We start from the raw sequence: 24,183 nt of genomic DNA, 5'->3' as shown, positions 1-24,183 counted from the left end.
GATAGCAGCACTTGCACCGCAAGTTTATGACTCCAAAATCACAGTGGCCGTTGCATACCTTTGCTCATCAGCGATCGAAATGTGCGCGCTTTTGCCACCAAGCAAGCTAAGCCTTTCAAGAGCGCCGTCGGTAAACTTAAGCACAGGCGCACCATCTTCATTATTGCTGATATGAATATGTTGAAACGACACGCCGCGGCCAATGCCTGTACCTAGGGCTTTTGCTGCGGCCTCTTTTGCCGCAAAACGCTTGGCTAAATAGCGCTCAGGCATCGCCGAGCCGCTAAAAATTTCAAACTCGGCTTCAGTTAACACCCGCTTGGCAAGACGCTCAGGATGGCGCTCAAGTTGAGTTTTGATCCGCTCGATTTCTACAATATCGGTGCCGAGTCCAACAATGGCCATTATTCGCCTCGACGACCTTCAAGCATCAGCTGCTTCATATCGCGCACGGCTTTCTCAAGTCCATCAATTGATGCGCGGGCAATAACAGCATGACCAATGTTCAACTCATATAGCTCAGGGATAGCCGCAATCGCTTTGACGTTATGATAATGCAAACCGTGACCCGCATTAACAATCAAGCCTTTGCTATGAGCGTAAGTTGCCATTTCACGAATACGGTTTAACTCTTCTAGCTGCTCAGCATCGGTTTCAGCGTCGGCATAACAGCCAGTGTGGATTTCGATGTAAGGCGCACCAGAGGCAACCGCTGCATCAATCTGGGTTTTGTCAGCATCAATAAACAAAGAAACTTTAATGCCCTCTGCAGCAAGTCGTTTAACTGCATCAGTGATCTTGCCTAACTGCCCGGCGACATCTAAACCGCCTTCAGTAGTGAGTTCTTCACGCTTTTCAGGCACTAAACACGCGTAAGCAGGCTTAACTTCACAGGCAATGTTAATCATCTCTTCAGTCACAGCAAACTCAAAGTTCATGCGTGTTTTTAAGGTTTTGGCTAGCAGGTATACATCGCGGTCTTGAATATGACGACGGTCTTCACGTAGGTGAATAGTGATACCGTCAGCGCCGGCGTGTTCAGCAACAGCTGCAGCGTGGATAGGATCAGGATAGTTAGTTCCGCGAGCCTGACGTAGGGTCGCAATGTGGTCGATATTAATACCTAATAGAATGCCGCTCACACACAGCTCCTTATGATTATTTTTGGTACTGACAAATTGAGAATGCTCAGCATTGTACTTGTAATACTATGCAGTATAAAGCGCGCTAAAGCTTGGTTTAGCTGCTAATGAAAACTACGACCTGACAAATAGCTTGCGACTCAGCAGTGGTTTATCACCAAGCAAGGGCGCAAGTAATCCGCGCATTAAGCCTTTAGCGCTGTTTTGCTGTTCATTATTAAGCTCATCTGCAGCTAAAGCCAAAAGCATGTTTCCCTTAAAGCTTTGCTTACTTTTCGCTGCGATAGGCATAAAGCCTGTTTCATCCAAATAGCGATAAAAGCACTCGGGTGAGATATTGTCACCTTGGCTGTCATATTCAAGCTGCGGCATTGCGCCAAGCTCATTTAATAGCTGCTTTTCAAAATAGCGCAGTAAATTGGCATCAAACTCACTGGCAAGCTTCATCAAGGTTTGATGATACGCCACAAACAAGGTATCAGCCTGATGCTCTACCTGAATAAGCCTAACCAGCAGCTCATTGAGGTACATGCCAGAATAAAGTGCATTGCCAGCTAACGGCAGCGGCAGTGAGGCAGACTCAATTTGGGTGATGGTTCTAAGGCTGGATTGAGAAGATTTAGGCTGATATAAGAATTGAACTAACAGAGGTTGGAATGGCTGCAAGATGCTTTTAATCGAGCGTTTTTTACTGCCAATGCGGGTAATGGCATCGACACGGCCGACACCATCAACCAATAGATTAACGATAACGCTCGACTCACGAAACGGTCGATGATGTAGCACATAAGCGCGTTGCATCATCGACTTATTTACTCAATAAAGCCTGGCTAGTCTTCACCATAGCCAAGACTTCTTAGGGCGCGCTCATCATCTGCCCAGCCAGATTTAACTTTAACCCACACCTCTAAGAAGACCTTGTTGTCAAACAGCTCTTCCATATCAAGGCGGGCTTGTGTGGCAATAGTGCGAATACGCTCGCCCTTGTTACCAATCACCATGCGCTTTTGGCCTTTACGCTCTACCAACACGAGTGCATTGATTTGATAAACGCCATTTTCCATCATCTTAAATTGCTCGATTTCAACCGTGGCATCGTATGGCAGCTCGTCACCTAAAAAGCGCATTAGCTTTTCGCGAACGATCTCAGAGGCCATAAAACGCTGCGAGCGATCAGTAACGTAATCTTCTGGGAAGTAAAACGGCCCTTCAGGCAATGAGGCTTGCGCCAAATCTAAAATGCGCTGCACATTGGTACCTTTGCTTGCTGAAATTGGCAAGATTTCATCAAAATCAAACTTATTACCAAGCTTTTCTAGGTGCGGGAATAAGGCTTCTTTATCCTTAATTTCATCTACCTTGTTGATTGCCAACACAATTTTACGGTCATCATTACGGTGAGATAGCTTCTTTAGCACCATCTCATCATCTTCAGTCCAGTTCATGCCATCAACAACAAAAATGACCATAGACACATCAGCGAGCGAGCTAGCAGCGGCGCGGTTCATCAAGCGGTTAATGGCGCGCTTTTCTTCAATATGCAGGCCTGGTGTATCCACAAACACAATTTGCTTAGGGCCATCACTATGAATACCCATAATACGATGGCGAGTCGTTTGTGGCTTTTTCGAAGTGATACTGATTTTTTGCCCAAGCAGTTTGTTAAGCAAAGTTGATTTACCCACATTTGGGCGACCAACAATGGCAACCATACCGCAATGGGTAGTTTCATAGTCAGCGCCAGCTGCTGGACGAGCACTGTTCATTTGCGCCAACAGCTCATCAAGGCTAGGCTCTTGGCCTACATGCTCAGCTTCAGCCGACATGTCTTGTTGATGCTGTTCATGCCCAAAAGTGTCGTCTTGATTCTGATGTTCTAGATGCTTGCTATCTTGCTTGCTCATGACTTGATTTTCTCCAATACTTGCGCAGCAGCTAACTGCTCTGCTTTACGACGCGAACTGGCAATCCCTGTCACAGCACCATCTAACTCTTGTACTCGACACTCTACGGTAAAGGTTTGGTTATGGGCCTCACCTTGTACGTTCACTACCTGATACTCAGGCAGCGGCTTTTTAAATCCTTGCAAATGCTCTTGCAGCAAAGTCTTAGGGTCTTTTTGATTTACCCCAGGCTTGATCTCTTGCAAGCGCTTTTTGTACCAATTCAGTAATAACTTGCGGCAGGTATCAATATCAGCATCTAGGTACATGGCACCAATCACAGCTTCAACTGCATCAGCTAGAATTGATTCTCGGCGGAAGCCACCACTTTTAAGCTCACCAGGCCCTAAAAATAGGTAATCACCCAAGTTAAACTCTTTAGCGATTTCAGTGAGGGTTTCGCCTTTCACTAAGGTTGAGCGCATGCGGCTCAAGTCGCCTTCTGTGACTTTAGGGAACTGATGATAAAGCGCATCTGAAATAACTACCTGCAATATAGCATCGCCTAAAAACTCTAGGCGCTCATTGTGCTTGTTCGAAGCACTGCGATGGGTTAACGCTTGCTTTAATAAATCGATATTAGAAAACCCATACCCAAGGGTACGACTTAATCTCGATAAATTCTTAATTGGTTCCATTAAACAATGCCACCTACACGTTCAAAGCGCACACCTGTTGGTACCCAAGTTGGTAACCAATCATCTTCTGTACGTTCAAACTCAAAACTAATCCAAATTGCCACGGCTTTACCTACTAGGTTAGCCTCTGGCACAAAGCCCCAAAAACGGCTATCAGTACTGTTATCGCGGTTATCGCCCACAGCAAAGTAGTGACCTTCTGGCACGTAAAACTCGGTATTGCTAAGCCCTGGCTGCTGGTAGAAATGCTGGCGATAATCAGGCTTTGCAGGGTTAATTAAAATGTCATGCTCAACGTCGCCTAACTGCTCAGTTAAGCGCACCAGTGGGCGACCTTGTTGAGTAAACTCACCTTCATTTACTTTGGTCAGCTCAACGCGCTGCATTTCAGGGCAGTTGCCGCTGTCATCACATGCAGGCTTAATCCACAGCTGCTTGTTACGATAAACCACTTTGTCGCCCGGAAGGCCAACAACACGTTTAATATAGTCAATGCTTGGATTTTCTGGGTACTTGAACACGAATGTGTCACCACGTTCAGGCTCACCCGTTTCAACCAGCTTAGTGCGCCAAATTGGGTCGCGCAGGCCATAGCTAAACTTTTCTACCAGAATAAAATCACCAACAAGTAAGGTTGGTTTCATCGACCCTGATGGGATTTGAAACGGTTCATAAATGAATGAGCGCAAAATCATTACAAAGGCGATAACGGGGAAAATCGCGTGTGCGGTTTCAACAACTACAGGTTCACGAGTGATTTTGTCAATTTCTTCTTCTGACAGGGTTGCACCACTTGCCTGAGCGATTTCTAGATTTTCACGACGTTTTGGTGCAAAAAAGATAACATCAACAAGCCAAATCAGGCCGCTGATCACAGTAACCAAAACAAGAATTAACGAAAAATGGGCTGCCATTGCTGGTTTAACTCCAAGGTGTAATTAAATACAAGGTATGTATGGGCACACGCCCCTGCTTAGTTGCTTTAGTATGCAGCAGCTTGTCTGATACCCCAGCAATTGAGTGTTACATTATATTGCTATCAATACCTTAATAACGACAACGCCGCAATATGCGGCGTTATCACATTGAATACTCAACAATTAATTTCTCTTAATCATTCAGTTTCAATACCGCAAGGAAGGCTTCTTGAGGTACTTCAACATTACCTACAGACTTCATGCGTTTTTTACCTTCTTTCTGCTTAGCTAGCAGTTTCTTCTTACGCGATACGTCACCACCGTAACACTTAGCAGTTACGTCTTTACGTAGTGCTTTAATGGTAGAACGCGCAATAATTTGGCTGCCAACAGCTGCTTGAACCGCAATATCAAACATCTGTCTTGGAATAAGCTCTTTCATCTTTTCAACTAGTGCTAGACCTCGGTGACGAATGTTACTGCGGTGAATAATCATCGCCAATGCATCAACACGGTCGCCATTAATTAAGATATCTAAACGCACCATGTCAGCTTCTTCAAAGCGGATGAAGTTATACTCAAGTGAAGCATAACCACGACTGGTTGATTTCAAGCGATCGAAGAAGTCCATTACCACTTCAGCCATTGGCAGGTGATATGTAATTGCCACTTGGTTGCCGTGATAAACCATGTTGGTTTGTACACCACGTTTCTCAACACACAAGGTAATAACATTACCTAGGTACTCTTTAGGCACCAAGATATTAGCTTCTACAATCGGCTCACGAAGCTCTTCAATATTGTTCAGTGGCGGCAAGTCTGATGGGTTATCGACATACACCACTTCACCATTGGTCATCATTACTTCATACACTACCGTTGGTGCAGTGGTGATCAAATCAAGGTTGTACTCACGCTCTAGACGCTCTTGAATGATCTCCATGTGCAACAGACCAAGGTAACCAACGCGGAAACCAAAGCCTAGTGCGCCAGAGGTTTCTGGCTCGAAGAATAATGATGCATCGTTAAGGCTTAATTTGTTAAGCGCTTCACGGAAACTTTCGTAATCATCAGTCGAAATAGGGAATACGCCCGCGTATACCTGTGGCGTTACCTTTTGGAAGCCCGGCAGCGGCTCTTCAGCGCCATTTTTCGCGTGGGTTAAGGTATCACCTACAGGTGCGCCGTGAATTTCTTTAATACCAGAAATCACAAAACCTACTTCGCCAGCGCGTAGTTCAGGTGTATCGGTTTGTTTAGGGGTAAAAATACCCACACGGTCAGCACTGTAGCTTTGACCTGTAGACATAACCTTAAATTTCTCGCCTTTTTTCAGCACGCCGTGCTTAATACGCACAAGTGAGACAACACCTAGATATGAGTCAAACCAAGAGTCAATAATCAAAGCTTGTAGCGGCGCGTCCTCATCACCTTCTGGGGCAGGGATTTTAGCTACAATTTCTTCCAACACATCGTCAACACCGATACCGGTTTTGGCAGAGCAGCGCACCGCGTCCATTGCATCAATACCAACAATGTCTTCAATTTCAGCAGCAACACGTTCAGGCTCAGCTTGTGGCAGGTCGATTTTGTTTAAAACCGGTACCACATCTAAGTCCATCTCTAATGCTGTATAACAGTTAGCTAGCGTTTGCGCTTCTACGCCTTGACCAGCATCAACAACAAGTAATGCACCTTCACAGGCAGCCAGTGAGCGAGAAACCTCATAAGAAAAGTCAACGTGACCTGGAGTATCAATAAAGTTTAACTGGTAGGTATTACCGTCTTTCGCATGGTAATCAAGTGTCACACTTTGCGCTTTAATGGTAATACCACGCTCACGTTCAAGATCCATTGAATCAAGAACTTGCGCAGCCATTTCACGGTCTGATAAACCGCCACATACCTGAATAAGACGATCGGATAAGGTAGATTTACCATGGTCGATATGGGCGATAATTGAAAAGTTTCTAATGTGTTTCATTCTGCTGCTGTGAATAACTACTTATTGTGATTAATAGACAAGGTTGCAAATTGTACCTGATCACTAAACGAATACCAATCAGATTCACACTTTGCGAGCATTGAGTGCCCGTGAATAAACGAGATTAGGCTGTGGGTGTGCTGAGTCTTTGCCCTAAATACTGCACGATAACGGGTTGAGCATGAGCTTCAACACGCTTAGCAATACGTTTAGCCCCTAGCCAACTAATAAAGCCACCAGCAAAACCAAACAACATGGCGGCTACATCAGGGTTAAACTGAGCTAATTGCGCCAAAAATTGACCAAGCAAACCAAAGCCGAGTAAACCAAATAATGGCAGCAAGTAGACCAGCGCTGCCGACTTAATCACTACGCTCTCTGGTAAGGCAATTTTTAGCATGTCACCGGGCTGACATGGCTGCTTAGATGCGATAGAAAACTGCTGGGTTTTAACCGAAAATGCTTTAGCTATGGTTGATGTGCCGCAGTTGTCTTGGTTTGAGCAGTGGTTACATGCACTTTTAATTTGCACTTCAACTTGAGCCCAGCCATTTTGATAAGCCAGCACATGGGCAAGCTCCTCCATCACAGCAACATCATCACAGCCCGGCTGTGACGGCTGAGTGGGTTGCTTTAATTTATCAAGGTGTGGCTGGTTATCGCTCATATAAACTGGTAGACAGTGGCAAGGTTAAGAGTGATTTTACATTAGATATGCTGCATAGATAAACAAAAACCGCATCAGAGTTGGATGCGGTTTTGATTGTAGTGACTATATTTTAGAGCAAGTTTTTATAATAACTTTCTATTGCAACACAAGACTACGAGCGATTTTTTGCAGTGATTCAGCAGGCATTTTACCTACCACAACTACTTCAGCATTCCCGACAACCTCTGTCACCATAGATAAGCCGTTGCGGGTCACTAGCTCTTCAGGCATGGGACTTTCCTTTGCTAGCGTAACGTACACTGACACATTAGTAAGCCCGTCACTCAATGCAATATATTCAACCTGCTCTTGCGAACCAATTAAGCGATGATTGTCTTTAACCAACATTTCAAAGCCTTGTGGCAGCCAGTTAAATTGCCAATTTTGCGCTTGATTACGCTCAGCCAAATTCATTACTGGCGGCCATTCTTGCTTATAGGCTTCAACTAGAATACTTGCAGGCTCATCAAGCTCAATAAGCTCAATTACCATCATTTGCTCTAGCAATTGCTTATCACGATTAACAATATCAAAACGCAGTGGTAAGTAGGTCGCCATATCGACCCAAACCTGAGCATCATAACGATAGTCATCTTTAGCAATTAAACGGATCATTTGCCCTGGTCGCCCTGCAATACGACTGCGACCCCCAAGGACAAACTCGTAGCCTTGAGCAAGCCGCTCAGGACTTGCCGCCAACGCCATTGGCCAAACCCCTTGGATACGCGGTGAGCGCACACTATAAGGCGGCTGGTCGTGTTCAATAAAGGTTACTTGATCTTCTACTCGTACGGCATTTTTAGGCGGACCATTAAGGTATTCAAGAAATGCCACAGGTTTATCTTCAACTATGCCGTGGATATACACCAAAGGGCGAATATGGTTGGATTGCAGCTGAATAATTGATGCTTTGAATTGTTGCTCTTGCAGGGCATGGCTCATTTTGTCGAGCCATGCTTTTGCGGGAATATCTTCATTTGCCAATGAAGAACAAGAGATGAATAGCAGTGCTAGCAGGAAAACGCGCAAGCTAACTCCTTGATGATGCGATAAACGAATTTATCTAATTATTGCTTATCCTGCGCTGAGTTAACAACACTTGGGTTTAAACGTTGCTGTAGCATATGATCTTGAATGTAAGCATTAACGCGGCGACGCTGCTCCATCATATTCTCATTTTGCTGCTCAGCTACACTTTGTACTGGACCAGTTTGTAAGCTTACTGGCGATACACTACCCACTAGCGGGCGAGTGTTTAATACAGGCAGAGGTGACTCAGCATCTGCTGGTGTTTGATAGTTTTGCACACCAATGATGGCAACTAATGCAACACTTGCAGCAATGGCATATTGACCAAACTGCTTAAAAAGTGACACTACATTGTTTGGTTTAGTCGCTACTTGCTCAACACTTGGTTGCTCAGGTGCACTAGCTTGAGGTGCAACGATTGTTGGCTCTTGCTCAATAGCTGCAAAGATATTTGCAGTTAAGTCTAAATCAATTTTTTCAGGTAACTCACCGCGCATTGCATCGCCAATCATGTGATAACGTTGCCATTGCTCATGTGTGTCAGGATCTGAAGCGAGCGCCGCAATTGCTTGCTCATCGGCTTCGCCGTCTACAACTTCAGAAATCCACTCTTGATTCGTCTTAAGCATTATTTACCCTATGGTTATTTCAGGCTAATTTACGTTGTTAACTACAACTACTATCTTTCAAGTAAAGGTTGCAGCTGTTTATCAATGGCTTCACGTGCTCTAAAAATTCGCGAACGTACAGTGCCTACAGGGCACTCCATTACGTTAGCAATATCTTCATAACTCATACCATCAAGTTCACGTAACGTAATGGCCATTTTCAATTCTTCAGGTAGTGTTTCTAAGGTCGAAAAAATCACGCTGCTCATTTCGTCCTTTAGTAACACTCGCTCTGGTGATGCGAACTCTTTAAGTGCGTCATTACCATCGTAAAATTCTGCGTCTTCTACATCGACATCGTTTGCAGGTGCTTTACGCCCTTGCGATGTTAGATGGTTCTTAGCAGTGTTCACTGCTATTCGGTATAGCCAGGTATAAAAAGCACTATCACCTCTAAAATTAGCTAAAGCACGATACGCCTTGATGAATGCTTCCTGCGTCACATCTGACACATCCGCTTGGTTTCTCACATACCGAGAAATCAAACTCATCACCTTGTTTTGGTACTTTAGAACTAACAGGTTGAACGCGTTTTTATCGCCTTGCTGTACTTTCTCAACTAATTGTTGGTCACTATATTGTCCACTCATCCGAGCCGACTACTCCTAAATCTGATCACTGATCTTTATGTCGCTCGAATCACGTTCACTATTAGCGTTCACATAAATAGACTCAGCTGTGTGAAAAAAGTTCGAAAAAATATTAAAAATTTTTTATTTTGTGCTAACCAAGCATGATAAATGAGACCTGCAGCATTTTATGATGGTATCTCTAAGGCCTCTTTTTCTTTTAAGTCTGCTTCTTTAGCACTGCTTGCTCGTTTAATACCTTTTTATAAAAAGGCTAAAAACAACAACCAGAAAAAACCTGAAATTAAAGCGAATGAAAGAGTCAATGGGAAATACATTGAGCAAGAGAAATGCCCTTTTCTAGTAACTGATTCATGGGCTAACGCTTACATCAAAAATGCTACACCCTTTTCAGCGCCGGGATTATCTGCGATTGTGTCTCACAATATCACCTGATTGTATACCTTTAAAAGTCGTTTTGTTTTACCATTAACGGACGATTAATACTTCTATGATACCTGATGAAACAAGCAGTTGAACATCAAGCTGACATTTTAGTCATTGGTAGCGGCGCAGCCGGACTAACTTTAGCCCTGCATCTAGCTGAAAAACACCAAGTCATTCTTCTTTCCAAAGGCCCGCTTGCCGAAGGATCTACATTCTACGCTCAAGGCGGCATAGCCTCAGTGTTTGATGAAGATGACACCATTGAATCCCACGTAAATGACACCCTAATCGCTGGAGCGGGTTTATGTGATAAACAAGTGGTCACATATACGGCTGAAAACGCAAAAGCTTCTATGCAATGGTTAATTAATTGCGGTGTTGATTTTGACCGAGTTGAAGCGACAGACGGTGACGAATCGCCTGCGCCGTATCACCTTACTCGCGAGGGTGGTCACAGCCATAGACGTATTTTCCATTCAGCCGATGCCACAGGCAAAGCGGTGCAGATGACACTGCAACAACAAGCGCTAAATCACCCAAATATTAAAGTGCTTGAGCGCTACAATGCTATTGATTTAATCACCACACGTAAACTAAACCGCCCTGGTAACCGCGTACTTGGCGCTTATGTGTGGAACCGTAATGAAGAACACGTTGAAACCGTTGCAGCTAAATTCGTCGCGTTAGCAACTGGCGGCAGCTCAAAGGTTTATCAATATACCTCTAATCCTGATATCGCTAGCGGTGATGGCATCGCAATGGCGTGGCGCGCAGGATGCCGTGTCGCCAACATGGAGTTTAATCAATTCCACCCAACCTGCTTATATCATGCTGATGCCAAAAACTTCTTGCTTACCGAAGCACTAAGAGGTGAAGGTGCGTATCTTCGCCGCCCTGATGGCACCCGCTTTATGCCTGAATTTGACGAGCGCGCTGAGCTTGCCCCACGTGATGTCGTAGCACGAGCAATCGACTTTGAAATGAAGCGCTTGGGTGCAGATTGCCTATATCTTGATATTAGCCATAAAGATCCTGAATTTATCATCAAACACTTCCCAACCATCCATGAACGTTGTTTGAAACTGGGTATTGATATCACCACAGACCCTATTCCTGTCGTGCCTGCTGCTCACTATACCTGTGGCGGCGTAATGACAGATCTGCACGGTCAAACTGACATTAATGGTCTCTATGCCATTGGTGAAGTCGCCTATACAGGTTTGCATGGCGCTAACCGACTCGCCAGCAATTCATTGCTTGAGTGCTTAGTGTTTGCTCGCGCGGCATCACAAGATATTGAGAGTCAGCTTCATAAAATTACTGCCTACCCAGAGTTACCTAGTTGGGATGAAAGTCAGGTAAGTGACTCTGATGAAGAAGTGGTTATCGCCCATAACTGGCATGAGCTTAGATTATTCATGTGGGATTACGTAGGGATTGTTAGAACCGATAAACGCCTAGAACGAGCACTGCGCCGCTGTATGATGCTTCAACAGGAAATTCAGGAGTATTATTCTAACTTCCGCGTCAGCAACAACCTGCTTGAGCTGCGTAACCTGGTGCAAGTTGCTGAGTTGATTATTCGCAGTGCTATGCAGCGTAAAGAAAGTCGCGGATTGCACTACAATCTAGATTACCCAGAGCAAGAGTCTAGCCCTCAGCCAACAGTGCTAAACCCAGAGCGTTGATCAAAACAACTAAATTAACCATATCGATTCAACCAGCGACACAGATGCCGATAATTTGTGTCGCTGAGCATATCCTGCCAAACCACAACTTGCCTAATCGCTTCTTCGTTTGCCAATCTAACAGCAAACACTACTAACATAGGCGATAACCAACGTTTACCTATTAACTGATAATCATCACCGTCAAGTTTTACTGAGCCATTAGCGTACAAACTAAGTCTAAGTCGCCAAAACCACAAGCTGCGTATCACAACGCCTCCAAAACATGTAACCAAGGTTATAATCACCAGGCTCAAACCCAAATAAAGGTAGCTAAAATTGACTAAATGGAAATGAGAGAAGTGTTGCTGAATTGGTGAATGTAGCATCCAAAGTGTGAGGGATAGACAAACAACCAGAAAGGTAAACAAGCTAATGGCACAAAAGCGCATTAAAAATGAGGCACTTAATTGAAAATGCCCCACTTGAGAATTAGGCGCAAATTGACTGCTCCGACTATGGTTTGGGTTATGACGCGTGTCGCTTTGGTTATGGCGTGTTACGTCCACGAACCTTCACAACCATTTCAGCAAGCGCTGCATCAGGGCACTGCTCATGGCCCATAAACCAGGCGAACAGCTCGGGATCTTCACACTCTAATAAACGAATAAAAGTCTGCTTATCTTCATCAGAAAGCTCAGGATAAACGTTTTCTACAAATGGCTGGAATAGAACATCTAGCTCTAACATACCACGACGGCAAGCCCATCGAACTCTGGCAATATTCATTAATTCCAACGGGAACTCCTTTTTTGTTATTGTTAACTTTACGCTTGCTATAGGCTTGCAGTCTTTAATTACTCACCTAATAGTGACCCTCTGTGCCAAACTGCCTGTACTTGTTTGTCGCAACCAGCAAATAAGTCGCTAAAATCAGTCTCAAGCAATCTTTTTACCGCAGGGTGCTGGATCATACGCTCTGCGAACATCACATGATATTCCTCACGCACATCAAGCGTTTCCCCCACAAGGTGCATTCCTTGGGCAAGTATATCATGGCGATAAATCGACGGCGCCACAAAAATTCCCTTACGAAAAAAGCCAAACGCTTTCATCATAGCCGCGTCATCAAATTCACCTAAAACGCTCACATTAAGGTTTTTATCTGCAAACCATCTATGTAGCTGCTGTCCAAGCGAGGTCGTCTTACCTGGAATAAGCAATTTTTCTTGCTCTAAGCACGCAGGGAAAGGAGCTTCAATAGGGGTTGATGAAAAGAAACTAATGCCACACTCTCCCAGTTTTTTCGACAAAATATCTGTGTATTTAAGTGAGGCGCCAGCACAATCGGATAAAATCATGTCTAACTTATGTTCACGCAGTCGCCCCAATAAACTCTCGTGGGTCGCTTCATAGCAAGCTAAATGCATTGAGCCATCATTAGGGATCACGCTCAACAACACTCGGCTTGCTAATGCCTTTGACAGCGCATCAGCAATGCCCACTTCAAACAAGATTGAGGCATCTTTTTGATAATTAAGCACATCAAGCATTTCATAACTTAAGTTAAACATCTTGTCGGCGTAGCGAAAAACCAGTTCTCCTAAGTCAGTAGCTTCAAGGCTGCGACCAACCCGCTTAAATAAACTGCCCTTAAGACGCTCTTCTAAGGCGCGAATTTGCCCTGTAATTGTTTGTGGTGTTAAACACAAAGCTTCAGCGGCTTTAACCACAGAGCCTTTGCGTTTGACCATCCAAAAATAATAAAGATGGTTGTAATTTAAATGCTGCATATCCGTCTCAACTACTCAAACCTGCCTAACCATATCATAAAGTTAAACGAGCTCTAGACTAAGTGGTGCGTGCACCAAATGAAAAAGCGCACCTAAGTGCGCTTTTATAAATTTTTAACAAGCTTTTAGTTTCCTAGACGACAATCCATCAAACTGGTGATTACAATCTCTAGATCTTCGACATTGTTAACATTGTTCATTGCTACTTGTTCAGTCAACGCAGATACCATCTCACCTTTATCCGCCTTTTTACTTTCACAATAGTGCTGACTCGCTATCTTATGACGTTTACCTGCGCGGTACTTTAATGCTCGTGACTCATAGTCATTAGCGTTAATCTTTTGCGCGGCAGATGCATCAACTTTAAACATCAAAGCACCATCAACAACCCCTTTCAAATATTGTTGGCACAAAGCGCTCTTCGCATCTTGCTTACATTGTGCTATTTCCTGGGCACAAACTTGGCTCGATACAGCCACTAAAGCCAAGCTTATAAGTGTCAGATTAATCGTCTTCATAACACACTCCTTTTGTTATTTTCTTGCTTGCTTAGGTAACACCTTATCTAACCAGAAATAACCAATCAGTGCAGCAACTAATGAGCCAGTTAAAATACCCAGCCTCGCATAGTCGCCAAATGCAGCAGGAGCCGTCTCAAACGCTAGTGATGAAATAAACACTGACATAGTAAAACCGATACCACACATAACCGCTACCGGTGCAATTTGCCCCCACGTAACACCTTGTGGCAGCTCAGCCCACTTCATCTTCACAGCTAACCAACTCATTAATAGCACGCCTACAGGCTTACCTAAAACTAGGCCAAGAATAATGCCGATAGTGATTGGCTCAACAAATGACGCCATTGTCATACCTGATAGCGATAGTCCCGCGTTAGCAAATGCGAATACCGGTAGAATCAAAAAGGTACTCCACGGGTGCAAGCTGTGCTCTAAATGCTCTGATGGAGACGAGCCATCTTTTGCACGCAGTGGAATACAGAACGCAATAATCACACCAGCTAAGGTTGCGTGCACGCCAGACTTAAGTACGGCAATCCATAAAATCACGCCAAGTAAACCATATGGAATTAATGAGCTTACGCCTTTTCGGTTGAGACCAACCATCAGTGCAATCGAAATACCTGCCACTATTAGGCTGACCATTGATAGCTCTGCACTATAAAACAGGGCAATAATCACGATAACACCAAGGTCATCTATAATCGCCAGCGCCAACAAGAATACCTTTAGCGCCACAGGTACGCGATTACCCAACAACGCCATGATACCAAGTGCAAACGCAATATCAGTTGCCGCAGGAATAGCCCAGCCAACCTGAGTTTCAGGATTACTCATGTTAAAAATCAAGTAAAACGCGGCTGGGAACACCATACCACCTACCGCAGCAAACGTCGGTAGCGATGCTTTAGAGCGGCTAGATAGTGCACCTTCTAACAACTCTCTCTTAACTTCTAAACCAATAAGCAAGAAGAATAGCGCCATTAAACCATCGTTAATCCATAATAATAACGGCTTGTCGATGTCTAGCGAGCCTACGCGCACCTGAACTTCTGTGCTTAACAACCCCTCATATAACCCTGCAATCGGAGAGTTAGCGAAGATCATCGCTAGTACAACTGCTCCCATTAACAAAATTCCCCCAGCCGACTCTTGGCTGAGGAAGTTCTTAATTGCCTTTTCCATAAATCACTCCAAATTCATTCTGCGAGCAAGGTTATACGACAAACAAAATTCATAAAAATCGAATCTTTTTACCATTTAACTCGAAAAAACCGAGCCTTTAATTTTAACTTAAGCCTAAAATAAACAAAAAACCAGTAAATTCAGCACTTAATCAAACGCTACAACAACATAATTTAACGCAATAAATGCATAAATTCGCAATTAGCATAGAGCTTTACAGCAAAAAAAATGTGACAAAAATCACTTCTGTAAAATCAACATTAAGTTATGCCATTAATCTATTAAGATATTTTTAAGGTTTACAGCTCAATTATGTACAACACTTGATTGCATATTTTTATTATCGATTGAGCCTTCGCTATCAATTACACCTTTGCTTTAGTTATAATCTGTTCACAAAACTAAAAATACAGATCAATTAGGTTTCCTACACATGAAGCAATATTTAGATCTATGCCAGCGCATCGTCGACGAAGGTGTGTGGGTAGATAACAAACGTACCAATAAACGCTGCTTGACTGTGATTAACGCAGATCTCACTTATGATGTTGCGAATAATCAGTTTCCTCTGGTAACTACTCGTAAGAGCTTTTGGAAATCCGCCATTGCTGAAATTCTAGGTTACCTACGCGGCTATCAAAATGCGGCACAGTTTCGCGAACTAGGGACTAAGACTTGGGATGCCAACGCCAATGAAAATGAAGCTTGGTTAGCTAACCCTCACCGCAAAGGTAAAGATGATATGGGGCTGATTTATGGCGCTCTAGGTCGCGCTTACCCTAAAGTCACTGGCGGCAGCGTTGATTTGCTGAAGAATATTGTTGATGATTTATCTAACGGCATAGACAACCGAGGTGAAATCCTTACCTTTTTGCATCCTGGCGCATTTGAACTGGGGTGCCTGCGTCCATGTATGTACGAGCATCATTTCTCGCTACTCGGTGACACGCTTTATTTGAACAGTACACAACGTAGCTGTGACGTACCACTTGGATTAAACTTTAATATGGTGCAAGTGTATGTGCTGCTGGCATTAATGGCACAGATTACCGGCCATAAGCCTGGTAAGGCATACCATAAAATTGTGAATGCGCATATTTATGAAGATCAACTTGAGCCGATGCGTGATATTCAGCTAAAGCGTGAGCCTTTCCCTGCGCCAAAACTGATTATCAATCCAGACATTAAATCACTAGAAGATATTGAAACCTGGGTAACCTTGGATGACTTTAAAGTTGAAGGTTATGAGCACCATGACGCCATCTCATATCCATTTGCAGTGTAGATTAAAAAACTCAGCACATCGGTAAACGGCCTAAAGCCACAAACACAAGTTTGTGGCTTTTTCATTTATCGACCCTTTACGGGTAATTACAGGACAGACCAAGTAAAGAATTCACCTTCTGAAGTAGGTGGTTCAGGGACTGAAAACAAAAGGGCCAAACACTATGTGCTTGGCCCTTGTTAGTGTTCTACAAACTTCGATTAGAAGTAGTAAGAAACACCAATTTCGAATTTGTTGTCGTTGTCGACGCCAGTAAAATCGATGGCTTTAACTGCTGCATCAGTACGAGTGTATGTGTGACTTAACTCTGTCCACCATAGACCGTCTGCACTGATTGGCATACCGAAGCCCGTTTTTACTTTAAATACGTTTGCTTCGCCTTTACCTTGAACACCTTTTGGCTCAAGGTCAACGCTCATGAACTGAGGCTGGATAACAAGGTACTTACCCGCTTCATCTAGAGCAATAGAACCAAATAGGTTGACTTGGTAACCTTTGATGTCAGCTTTGATGCTTGGGTCTTTAGACTCCGCGCTACCAGTTACGTAAGCAAGGTTAGGGAAAATAGAAACCGCTTCCCATGGCGTCGTTACTTTTGCAATCGCACCTAATGCGACAATGTCTGTCGAAATAGACTGATCTGTAGCAGCCCACCATTTCATGTAATCAACAGAGAAACCAGCTTGTGGAAGCGCCGCACTGCCGGTGTCAATGACTTGGAAGTAACGTAGGCGAGAGTTTTGTGCCTTGTGACCGTTGTCAGTAGTCTTAGTCGATACGCCATGCTCAACTAGACCGATAAAGTTATTGCCTTCAGAGTAAGCACCTGCAACACCAACCATACCTTGGATTTTACCTTGGTCGTCAACAGTTGCGAATGCGAAAGAGTTAACTGCTGTTAGATCAGATGGATCTGGTTGCTTGTCTTCTGCGAAAGTAGGAGCTGCAACACCTACGGCAAGAGCTAATGCTAATAGAGATTTTTTCATCTTGTACCTCATCTTGAATAAATACCTTAGCGGCATTGTTGGTTACTAAGGCAGGTCAACTTCCTCATATATCGAATTGGTCAAACTTAGTAACTTTGCTTTGGTAACTATTCTAAGGATTAGCATTTGCTAGACATCATTAAGAGAACTGGAAACAATTGGTAATAGACGAATTTGGCAAGTTAATTCTTGGTAATCTAACTAGTGGAAGTTGGGCTCCAGATGCTAACGACTTGAAGTCAACAAACCCGCAGATAGAAAAGTGATCGGTAAAGGCAGTATGCCTAAAACCACCTATTGAAGTAGATGGTTTTAGGCAGAAAAAAGCCCTGGCAAATGCCAGGGCTTTCAAGCGTGTTGATTAACTCTGCGCAGCTTGTTGCTCTGCTGGCTTGTTAATCTTTACGTCAATGCACTTTTCACGCAATGTTTGCAGCATGATGTAGATAACTGGAACCACAATCATACCAATTACTGTTGCCGAAATCATACCACCACATGCGGCCCAACCAATTGCTTGCTGCGCTGCGTAACCCGCACCATCAGAGAACATAAGTGGTACCAGACCTAAGATGAAACTTAGTGCTGTCATTAGTACCGCACGGAAACGCATCTTAGTCGCAGTTACACCTGCATCAACAATGCTATAGCCCTGCTCTTCACGTAGTTGCTTAGCAAATTCAACAATCAGAATTGCATTACGTGCCGCCATACCTACAAGTAGTACCATCGCAATCTGTACATAGATGTTGATATCAGTGCCCATAGCCCAAACGGTAAATAGCGTACCTAGAAGTGCTGTTGGAACACACAGAATAATACACAGCGCGACAACCCAAGACTCATACTGAGCAACCAGTAGTAGGTAAGTAAATACAATCGCTAGGATAAATGCTACAACTGCCGCGTTACCCGCTGCTAGCTCTTGCTTAGTTAGACCTGCCCATTCGATTTCAAAACCTGCTGGTAAGTCTTTTGCTGCTTCTTGTACTGCCGCAATCGCATCACCAGAGGCATAACCTGGAGCTGGGTAACCGTTAATGTTAACCGCCTGCATTAGATTGAACTGCTGTATAACCTGAGGACCAAATACAGTCTTAGGTGTGACTAGCGAGCTGATGTTGATTAACTCACCATCTTCGTTACGTACAGTTAAGAAGTTTAAGTCTTCAATATTCTTACGTGTCACCTGCTCAGCTTGAACAAACACGTAGAAGTTACGACCATCGCGGTTAAACTCACCTGAATATGCACCAGCAAATTGTGCCTGAATCGTGTTGAACACTTGGTCCATACGTAGCCCCATCATCTTGATCTTTTCACGGTCAATCTCAAGCTTGATGTTTGGTGTGTTAGCATTAAAGGTAGTGTAAGCACCAACAACACGTGGGTCAGCGTTAATTTTCTCGATGAATGCATAAGCAGCATCAGCTAGTTCAACTGGGTCACGAGCTTGAGTGTCTTTGAACATCAAGTCGAAACCAGATACTAGACCTAGTTCAGGAATAGCTGGCGGTGCGAAAGCAAAACCGTATACAGACTCGTTACCATCAATTGCAGCTTGTACTTGCGCAAGAATAGTCCACTGATCTTGGTTACCCGCTTCGTTACGCTCTTCAAGATCCGCAAGTGAAACAAGTAGCAGACCCGCGTTAGGACCTGCAGTGTTAGTAATAAGGTTAAAGCCCGCTACCGAAAGCGCCGTGTTAACACCATCAATCGCTTGTACTTTGTCAGAAATATCTTGCATGACTGCGTCAGTACGGTGAAGTGCAGCACCATCAGGAAGCATGACTACGGCGAATAAGGTACCTTTATCTTCATCTGGTAAGAAACCAGTAGAAGTGTTGTTACCAAGGAAAACAATCGCGCCAATAATCGCTGCCATGAATGCGCCAGCAATTAGGAAGCGACGACCCATGAAGTTAACTAGACCACCTAGACCATCACGCGTGGTATCAACACCAGTGTTGAATACGCGGAATAACCAGATTTTCTTAGACTCGCCGCGCTTCATCAGCAGCACACACATAACCGGAGTAAGCACAAGAGCAACAACGGTCGATACAACTACTGCAGCACTAATTGCGATACCGAACTGACCGTAAATGATACCTGTCATGCCTGGCATAAATAAGGTAGGACCAAATACAGACAGTAGTACCAGCATAGATGCGATAATAGGACCGGTTACTTCGTCCATAGACTGAAGAACGGCATCACGTATAGATAGGCTTGGGTCTTCCTCCAATAAGCGCTCAACGTTTTCAATAACGATGATCGCCGCATCAACCACAATACCAATCGCAAGGATAAGACCGAACATCGAGATGATGTTAATTGTCATACCTGCTGCAAGCATGATTGCAAAGGTAGCAATAAGCGAAACTGGAATAGCTGTTGCGGTAATTAGCGTTACACGCCAGCTTTGAAGGAATAGTAAAGTAACGATGATTACTAGGATAATCGCATCAAATAGTGTACTAAAGATGTCATCAATCGCAGCCTGTACGAATACAGTACCGTCATATGGCACATCAATAACAACACCGTCTGGTGTATTTGCAGCGGCTAAGTATTCTTTTACAGCGTTACCTACATCCATCGCGTTAGACGTTGGTGAGCGATACATAAATACTGTGGTTGCAGCTTGGTTGTTATGGTACGTATTTGCAAGGTACTGGGCAGAACCTAGTTCAACGCGAGCAATGTCTTTAACCTTAACTACACCGTATTGATCAGAGCGAACAATCACTTCTTCAAACTGTTCAGCGCTGTTAAGTGCACTGTCTACTTTAAAGGTGTATTCCCAAGAGTGCATACCAACGCTTGGCTCAATACCAGAGCGACCAGCAGCAAGAATTTGGTTTTGCTCCATTAGCGCCGCTTGTACATCTTCAACAGCCAAGTTCATTGAAGCCATTTTAGATGGGTCTAACCAAACACGCATAGAGTATTCTTTTTCACCAATTACGGTTACACGAGAAACACCTGAGATGCGTTGTAGACCTTCTTTAAGAGCTACCGAAGTCCAGTTAGATAGCTCAATCGCGTCCATCTTCTGGGTTTCGTCACGTACAGAGAACGCCATCAACATACCAGAAGATACTTTCTCAACCGTTACACCATAACGACGAGCACCTTCAGGTAGACGCGATAGCGACTTGTTTACACGGTTTTGTACTAGGGTTACCGCGCGGTCAGCATCAAGACCAATCTCAAAACTGATCTCTAACGAGTAAGAACCATCGTTACCGATGTTTGACTTCATGTACGTCATGCCTTCAACACCGTTCACTTCTTTTTCAATAATAGAAGCAACCGACTTTTGCATTACATCAGTAGAACCACCGTCCATGTTGACGTAAACCATTACGGTTGGTGGTGCAACGTTAGGGTACTGACCAACGGGTAGCTGGGTAATAGCAATTGCGCCGATTAGGGTCATGAACAATGCCACAACCACGGCGAAATTAGGTCGTTCAATAAAGAATTTACTCATGGATTACCCTTAATTTGAACTTCAAGACCAGGGTAAAGCTTCATGGTCGCACTAGTGATCACTTGGTCACCTACGCTTAGGCCTTCAACAATTTCGTTTAACTCGTGAGTACCATGAGTGGTTACGCGCTTAGCTTCAATCTTGCCGTCAACGACTACGTATACGAAACGACCTTGACGGTCAGTTAGTACAGAAGCTTGAGGAACAACGATGTTACCGCGCTCAGATACGTTAGAAAGCACAACTTTAGCGAATTGACCGTCTAGTAAGTCGCCTTTGTTTTCAAAACGGTAACGTACACGTAGCGTGCCTTTTCGAGGGTCAATTGCACCATCAACAGCGAACAACTTACCGTTGTCAGCGTATGGTTGGTTGTTAACAACTAGGTCAGCAGATAGATTGTCGATGCTGTTGATGAAGCTGTCGCTACTTGGAATTTCAACAACTGCGTCAATAAGCGCGTCATTAACAATGTAGCTAACTTCATCACCACGTGAAATCACCTGACCTTCATCTACGTATAACGCAGTGATTTTACCGCTAGTCGTTGCACGGATTTTAGTACGCTCTAGCTCAACTTTAGCGCGCTGCTCAGTAGCAATCGCAAGTTCATACTGAGCTTTAGCCGTTTCATAAGCGGCTTCCATGCTGTCAAAGGTAGACTCAGATAAGTCACCACCTTTACGTACTTTAACAGCACGCTCATAAGCCGCTTTCTTCTCTTTAAGTGTTGCCTTAGCCAGGCTCACATTCGCAACCGCTTTCTTATGCTCAATTGCGTAATCAATATCTTCAAGCTCAACCAGTAAGTCACCTTCTTTAACAGTTTGACCGTTGCGAACGCGCTTGTTTTCCAGGAAGCCTGTTGTCAATGCGATGATTTGTACGCGCTCAGAAGCAATCAAACCAGTACTGTATGTCTTGGTTTGGTAGATTGGCTGGAACTGTGCTGTTTGAACACTAACTTGTGTAGCTTCGTTAGCGTGAGCGGCGACTAAGACGGTTGGTGACAATGCAGCTAGCATGACGAGAGTGGAATTTTTCATTATTTCTCCTAGCGGAAACAAACCAAAAACTTGTTTCCAAATCAAAAATTTGTCTTTAGCAGATAATCATGGCCAACAGGTCATTCCATAGTTTTTCCAAAATTGTTCCTTGATACACGAACATGGACCTATATGGATTTATCTTTAGCTTGAAATTAATGACATCCCGATTACTACGCATCATTATGAATTTTAATTAATAAATTCGAGTGTTAGACATGCCCTGTTAACATTCCGCCTAACTTGATCCACACCACATTCACACAAAAACCGTGAAGCTGATGGGTTAGCAAATCGACAAAGTGATGGAGTTATGTGACTCACCTCAAACTCCAAACTATTGTTTAGTTATTTGCAGCTAATGAGGAGATTTAATGAAAACGTTAATCCATTTATGGTAATTACCAAGTTCTCACACGCTATGCTCAGTAATATTTCTGCCTTTACAACGCAAAAAACCACTAAAAAAAGCGGTTTTCAAAGTTATTCAACTATATTTTTCAGTCAAATTTATACAGTCAAAACCAAATCAATAACGTTATTAATCATACAAATCAAATCGTTAGTTAACTTAGTCAGGTTCTATGGACAAAAAATATCAAACCCACGTAACCATAACTGTCATTCATCACTAATAATTACCAATAAGGAGATATGTAACTAAGCAGGAAAACTAGCGACTAGACGTGCGAATCACTAGGCCTGTTGAATTTGGCACTGTTGAAGTCACAGCAACTTGGCAACAAGAAACTGTAAGCGGTTGATTAATAGTGGTTTGCAATAACTATTCAATACTAAGCAACTAGGAGAGGTTTGCTAATGTTAAGATTGCCCATTAACAAAATAGCTAATTACAATGAATACTTGATGAGCCCCAAATAGACCTCAGGGCCAGACTAGATGATGTACAGTTTGTTTTGTGTGACTCAAGCTTTTTCACTCGCGCTTTGATGTCACTGTCGCATTAGCATGACTTTACTAATTTAAAAGTAATAAGCCATATTACAGTTGACGCGTTTATCCCAGTTATTGGCTTCAAGAGGTAACCCAACATGATTATTCGCTTTAGATAAAAACACCAGGTTATGACCGACAATGTAATCTAGCATCACCTCAATAGGACCGACTCGCGTGGTAACGCCTGTGACATTTTGCACACTGTTTGCAAACTTAGGATCATTTACATTTGGCGTCATTAGTCCAAAATCGTTGTATAGCTTAAGCTCACCCCAACTTGTTTTCACTTTACGAGCGAGGTTGGCATTGTACACTTTTGCCTTTGAGGCAACTTCGTAACTAGAGCCTGCTAACGACATTGCAATACGATTTTTATCTTGCGAATCTGGAGCATTGAACTGATATTCCATCATTTGCAGTTGCAGTGTCCAATCGTCAACTTTTGACTCTAGGTGCACAGCCCAAGCACTGCGATCACCTTTAGTCTTATTCTTTTGATGAATAATCTGACCATATTGATACGACACACCTAGCGCGAACGAGCCGCGTGAGTGATTAAAACTTTCGGTATGGCGTAAGTTAAGCTGATTAGCTTCTTCATTGTAGTACTGCTTACCACCAACTGCACCAACATGTAAATCAGCCGCGTATCGATTTTTATTAGTGGGTGAGTACTCAGAACTAACATAATAAGCGAACTCAGTCGTCGCGCCATCATGCTTAATGATTGACTTCAGTCCCATGTCCTTATCATCTTCAAAGCCAAGGTAGTAAGGTAAACCGAACCAGTAACTGTTTGAAATTAGGTTTTGATTACCAAAAGGAACGGTGTTCAACCCAAGCTGGAAATGCAGAGTATCACTAGGCTGATAGTAGCCATAGGCGTATTTAATGTATTGATGATCGGTTTTAAATCGATAATCGGCAGATAAGCCAAACTTACCTTGCTTTGAATCAAAGCTCAGTGAGCCAACATCATAGTAAAAGTCACCGGCAGTGCCTTTAGAGTCTGGCGAATCTACCATGTACTTATAGTTAAACTTTAACGCACCACCAATACGCATAAAGTCATCAGACTCACGTGCCTGCAACGGAGAAAAGACAATGGTTGCAACACATAAACAAACTGCACTGACTAAAAAACCAAGCTGCATTAACTACTCCACTGTCTTAGCATCAGCTCTCTCACTGC

General features: G+C 43.6%; 23 protein-coding genes. 3 read left to right on the top strand and 20 right to left on the bottom strand.

Going from position 1 to position 24,183, the window contains the following annotated elements:
* Positions 1 to 24 precede the first annotated feature (24 nt).
* From acpS to rpoE, 11 genes are all read right to left on the bottom strand, one after another.
* On the bottom strand, positions 25 to 405 hold the full coding sequence (acpS, locus tag EXU30_RS15460) for a holo-ACP synthase (RefSeq protein ID WP_130601515.1): 381 nt from the start codon (positions 403 to 405) through the stop codon (positions 25 to 27).
* Positions 405 to 1,142 (bottom strand): pyridoxine 5'-phosphate synthase, encoded by a 738-nt coding sequence (gene pdxJ / locus EXU30_RS15455; RefSeq protein ID WP_130601513.1) that lies wholly within the window; start codon positions 1,140 to 1,142, stop codon positions 405 to 407. The genes acpS and pdxJ overlap by 1 nt, the downstream gene beginning before the upstream one ends.
* Positions 1,143 to 1,256: 114 nt before the next feature.
* Complete coding sequence (gene recO / locus EXU30_RS15450) at positions 1,257 to 1,943, bottom strand: DNA repair protein RecO (RefSeq protein ID WP_130603540.1); 687 nt, start codon at positions 1,941 to 1,943, stop codon at positions 1,257 to 1,259.
* Positions 1,944 to 1,972: 29 nt separating this feature from the next.
* Positions 1,973 to 2,968 (bottom strand): GTPase Era, encoded by a 996-nt coding sequence (gene era / locus EXU30_RS15445; RefSeq protein WP_165399079.1) that lies wholly within the window; start codon positions 2,966 to 2,968, stop codon positions 1,973 to 1,975.
* Between the two features lie 74 nt (positions 2,969 to 3,042).
* Positions 3,043 to 3,723 carry a ribonuclease III gene (gene rnc, locus EXU30_RS15440; RefSeq protein WP_130601509.1) on the bottom strand — a complete coding sequence of 227 codons (681 nt, stop codon included), beginning with the start codon at positions 3,721 to 3,723 and terminating at the stop codon, positions 3,043 to 3,045.
* Entirely contained in the window at positions 3,723 to 4,637 is a 915-nt protein-coding gene (gene lepB / locus EXU30_RS15435; protein ID WP_130601507.1) for a signal peptidase I, read from the bottom strand. Before lepB ends, rnc begins: the two co-directional genes overlap by 1 nt.
* Positions 4,638 to 4,833: 196 nt before the next feature.
* A complete protein-coding gene (gene lepA, locus EXU30_RS15430; protein ID WP_130601505.1) occupies positions 4,834 to 6,624 on the bottom strand; it encodes a translation elongation factor 4 in 1,791 nt (596 codons plus the stop codon).
* Positions 6,625 to 6,748: 124 nt separating this feature from the next.
* Positions 6,749 to 7,291, bottom strand: a complete 543-nt coding sequence (locus EXU30_RS15425; protein WP_210147184.1) for a SoxR reducing system RseC family protein — start codon at positions 7,289 to 7,291, stop codon at positions 6,749 to 6,751.
* 138 nt (positions 7,292 to 7,429) lie between these two features.
* Positions 7,430 to 8,362: a MucB/RseB C-terminal domain-containing protein gene (locus EXU30_RS15420; protein ID WP_130601503.1), complete on the bottom strand. Its 933-nt coding sequence runs from the start codon at positions 8,360 to 8,362 to the stop codon at positions 7,430 to 7,432.
* Between the two features lie 38 nt (positions 8,363 to 8,400).
* A complete protein-coding gene (locus EXU30_RS15415; RefSeq protein WP_130601501.1) occupies positions 8,401 to 8,991 on the bottom strand; it encodes a sigma-E factor negative regulatory protein in 591 nt (196 codons plus the stop codon).
* Positions 8,992 to 9,041: 50 nt separating this feature from the next.
* Entirely contained in the window at positions 9,042 to 9,620 is a 579-nt protein-coding gene (rpoE, locus tag EXU30_RS15410; RefSeq protein WP_130601499.1) for an RNA polymerase sigma factor RpoE, read from the bottom strand.
* Positions 9,621 to 9,770: 150 nt separating this feature from the next.
* Between rpoE and EXU30_RS15405 the strand changes: the two genes are divergently transcribed.
* Together EXU30_RS15405 and nadB are read left to right on the top strand one after the other, a co-directional pair.
* Positions 9,771 to 10,055: a hypothetical protein gene (locus tag EXU30_RS15405; protein ID WP_130601497.1), complete on the top strand. Its 285-nt coding sequence runs from the start codon at positions 9,771 to 9,773 to the stop codon at positions 10,053 to 10,055.
* A 65-nt stretch (positions 10,056 to 10,120) separates the two neighbouring features.
* Entirely contained in the window at positions 10,121 to 11,734 is a 1,614-nt protein-coding gene (nadB, locus tag EXU30_RS15400; protein ID WP_130601495.1) for an L-aspartate oxidase, read from the top strand.
* A 14-nt stretch (positions 11,735 to 11,748) separates the two neighbouring features.
* Here nadB and EXU30_RS20925 read toward each other — a convergent pair whose 3' ends face one another.
* The 5 genes from EXU30_RS20925 to nhaA form a co-directional block, all read right to left on the bottom strand.
* Positions 11,749 to 12,165, bottom strand: coding sequence for a protein YgfX (locus EXU30_RS20925; RefSeq protein WP_423213385.1), 417 nt, complete (start codon positions 12,163 to 12,165; stop codon positions 11,749 to 11,751).
* Positions 12,166 to 12,262: 97 nt separating this feature from the next.
* Positions 12,263 to 12,511, bottom strand: coding sequence for an FAD assembly factor SdhE (locus EXU30_RS15395; protein WP_130601493.1), 249 nt, complete (start codon positions 12,509 to 12,511; stop codon positions 12,263 to 12,265).
* Positions 12,512 to 12,570: 59 nt separating this feature from the next.
* Positions 12,571 to 13,506 carry a transcriptional activator NhaR gene (nhaR, locus tag EXU30_RS15390; RefSeq protein WP_130601491.1) on the bottom strand — a complete coding sequence of 312 codons (936 nt, stop codon included), beginning with the start codon at positions 13,504 to 13,506 and terminating at the stop codon, positions 12,571 to 12,573.
* Positions 13,507 to 13,631: 125 nt separating this feature from the next.
* The gene (locus EXU30_RS15385; RefSeq protein WP_130601489.1) at positions 13,632 to 14,024 is read right to left on the bottom strand and encodes a hypothetical protein; all 393 of its coding nucleotides are present in this window, start codon (positions 14,022 to 14,024) and stop codon (positions 13,632 to 13,634) included.
* A 15-nt stretch (positions 14,025 to 14,039) separates the two neighbouring features.
* Entirely contained in the window at positions 14,040 to 15,212 is a 1,173-nt protein-coding gene (nhaA, locus tag EXU30_RS15380) for a Na+/H+ antiporter NhaA (protein WP_130601487.1), read from the bottom strand.
* A 433-nt stretch (positions 15,213 to 15,645) separates the two neighbouring features.
* On the opposite strand from nhaA, the gene EXU30_RS15375 reads away from it, so the two are divergent.
* Positions 15,646 to 16,497 carry a thymidylate synthase gene (locus EXU30_RS15375; RefSeq protein ID WP_130601485.1) on the top strand — a complete coding sequence of 284 codons (852 nt, stop codon included), beginning with the start codon at positions 15,646 to 15,648 and terminating at the stop codon, positions 16,495 to 16,497.
* Positions 16,498 to 16,697: 200 nt separating this feature from the next.
* Here EXU30_RS15375 and EXU30_RS15370 read toward each other — a convergent pair whose 3' ends face one another.
* From EXU30_RS15370 to EXU30_RS15355, 4 genes are all read right to left on the bottom strand, one after another.
* Positions 16,698 to 17,486 carry a hypothetical protein gene (locus EXU30_RS15370; protein WP_207234079.1) on the bottom strand — a complete coding sequence of 263 codons (789 nt, stop codon included), beginning with the start codon at positions 17,484 to 17,486 and terminating at the stop codon, positions 16,698 to 16,700.
* Between the two features lie 361 nt (positions 17,487 to 17,847).
* A complete protein-coding gene (locus EXU30_RS15365; RefSeq protein ID WP_130601481.1) occupies positions 17,848 to 20,988 on the bottom strand; it encodes an efflux RND transporter permease subunit in 3,141 nt (1,046 codons plus the stop codon).
* Positions 20,985 to 22,034 carry an efflux RND transporter periplasmic adaptor subunit gene (locus tag EXU30_RS15360; RefSeq protein WP_130601479.1) on the bottom strand — a complete coding sequence of 350 codons (1,050 nt, stop codon included), beginning with the start codon at positions 22,032 to 22,034 and terminating at the stop codon, positions 20,985 to 20,987. The genes EXU30_RS15365 and EXU30_RS15360 overlap by 4 nt, the downstream gene beginning before the upstream one ends.
* A 983-nt stretch (positions 22,035 to 23,017) precedes the next feature.
* Positions 23,018 to 24,145 carry a hypothetical protein gene (locus EXU30_RS15355; RefSeq protein WP_130601477.1) on the bottom strand — a complete coding sequence of 376 codons (1,128 nt, stop codon included), beginning with the start codon at positions 24,143 to 24,145 and terminating at the stop codon, positions 23,018 to 23,020.
* Positions 24,146 to 24,183 lie beyond the last annotated feature (38 nt).

The sequence above is a fragment of the Shewanella maritima genome (genome assembly GCF_004295345.1).
Taxonomy (GTDB): Bacteria; Pseudomonadota; Gammaproteobacteria; order Enterobacterales; family Shewanellaceae; genus Shewanella; species Shewanella maritima.
Note: the sequence above shows the minus strand (reverse complement) of the source record. Positions and strands in the feature narration are given on the sequence as shown.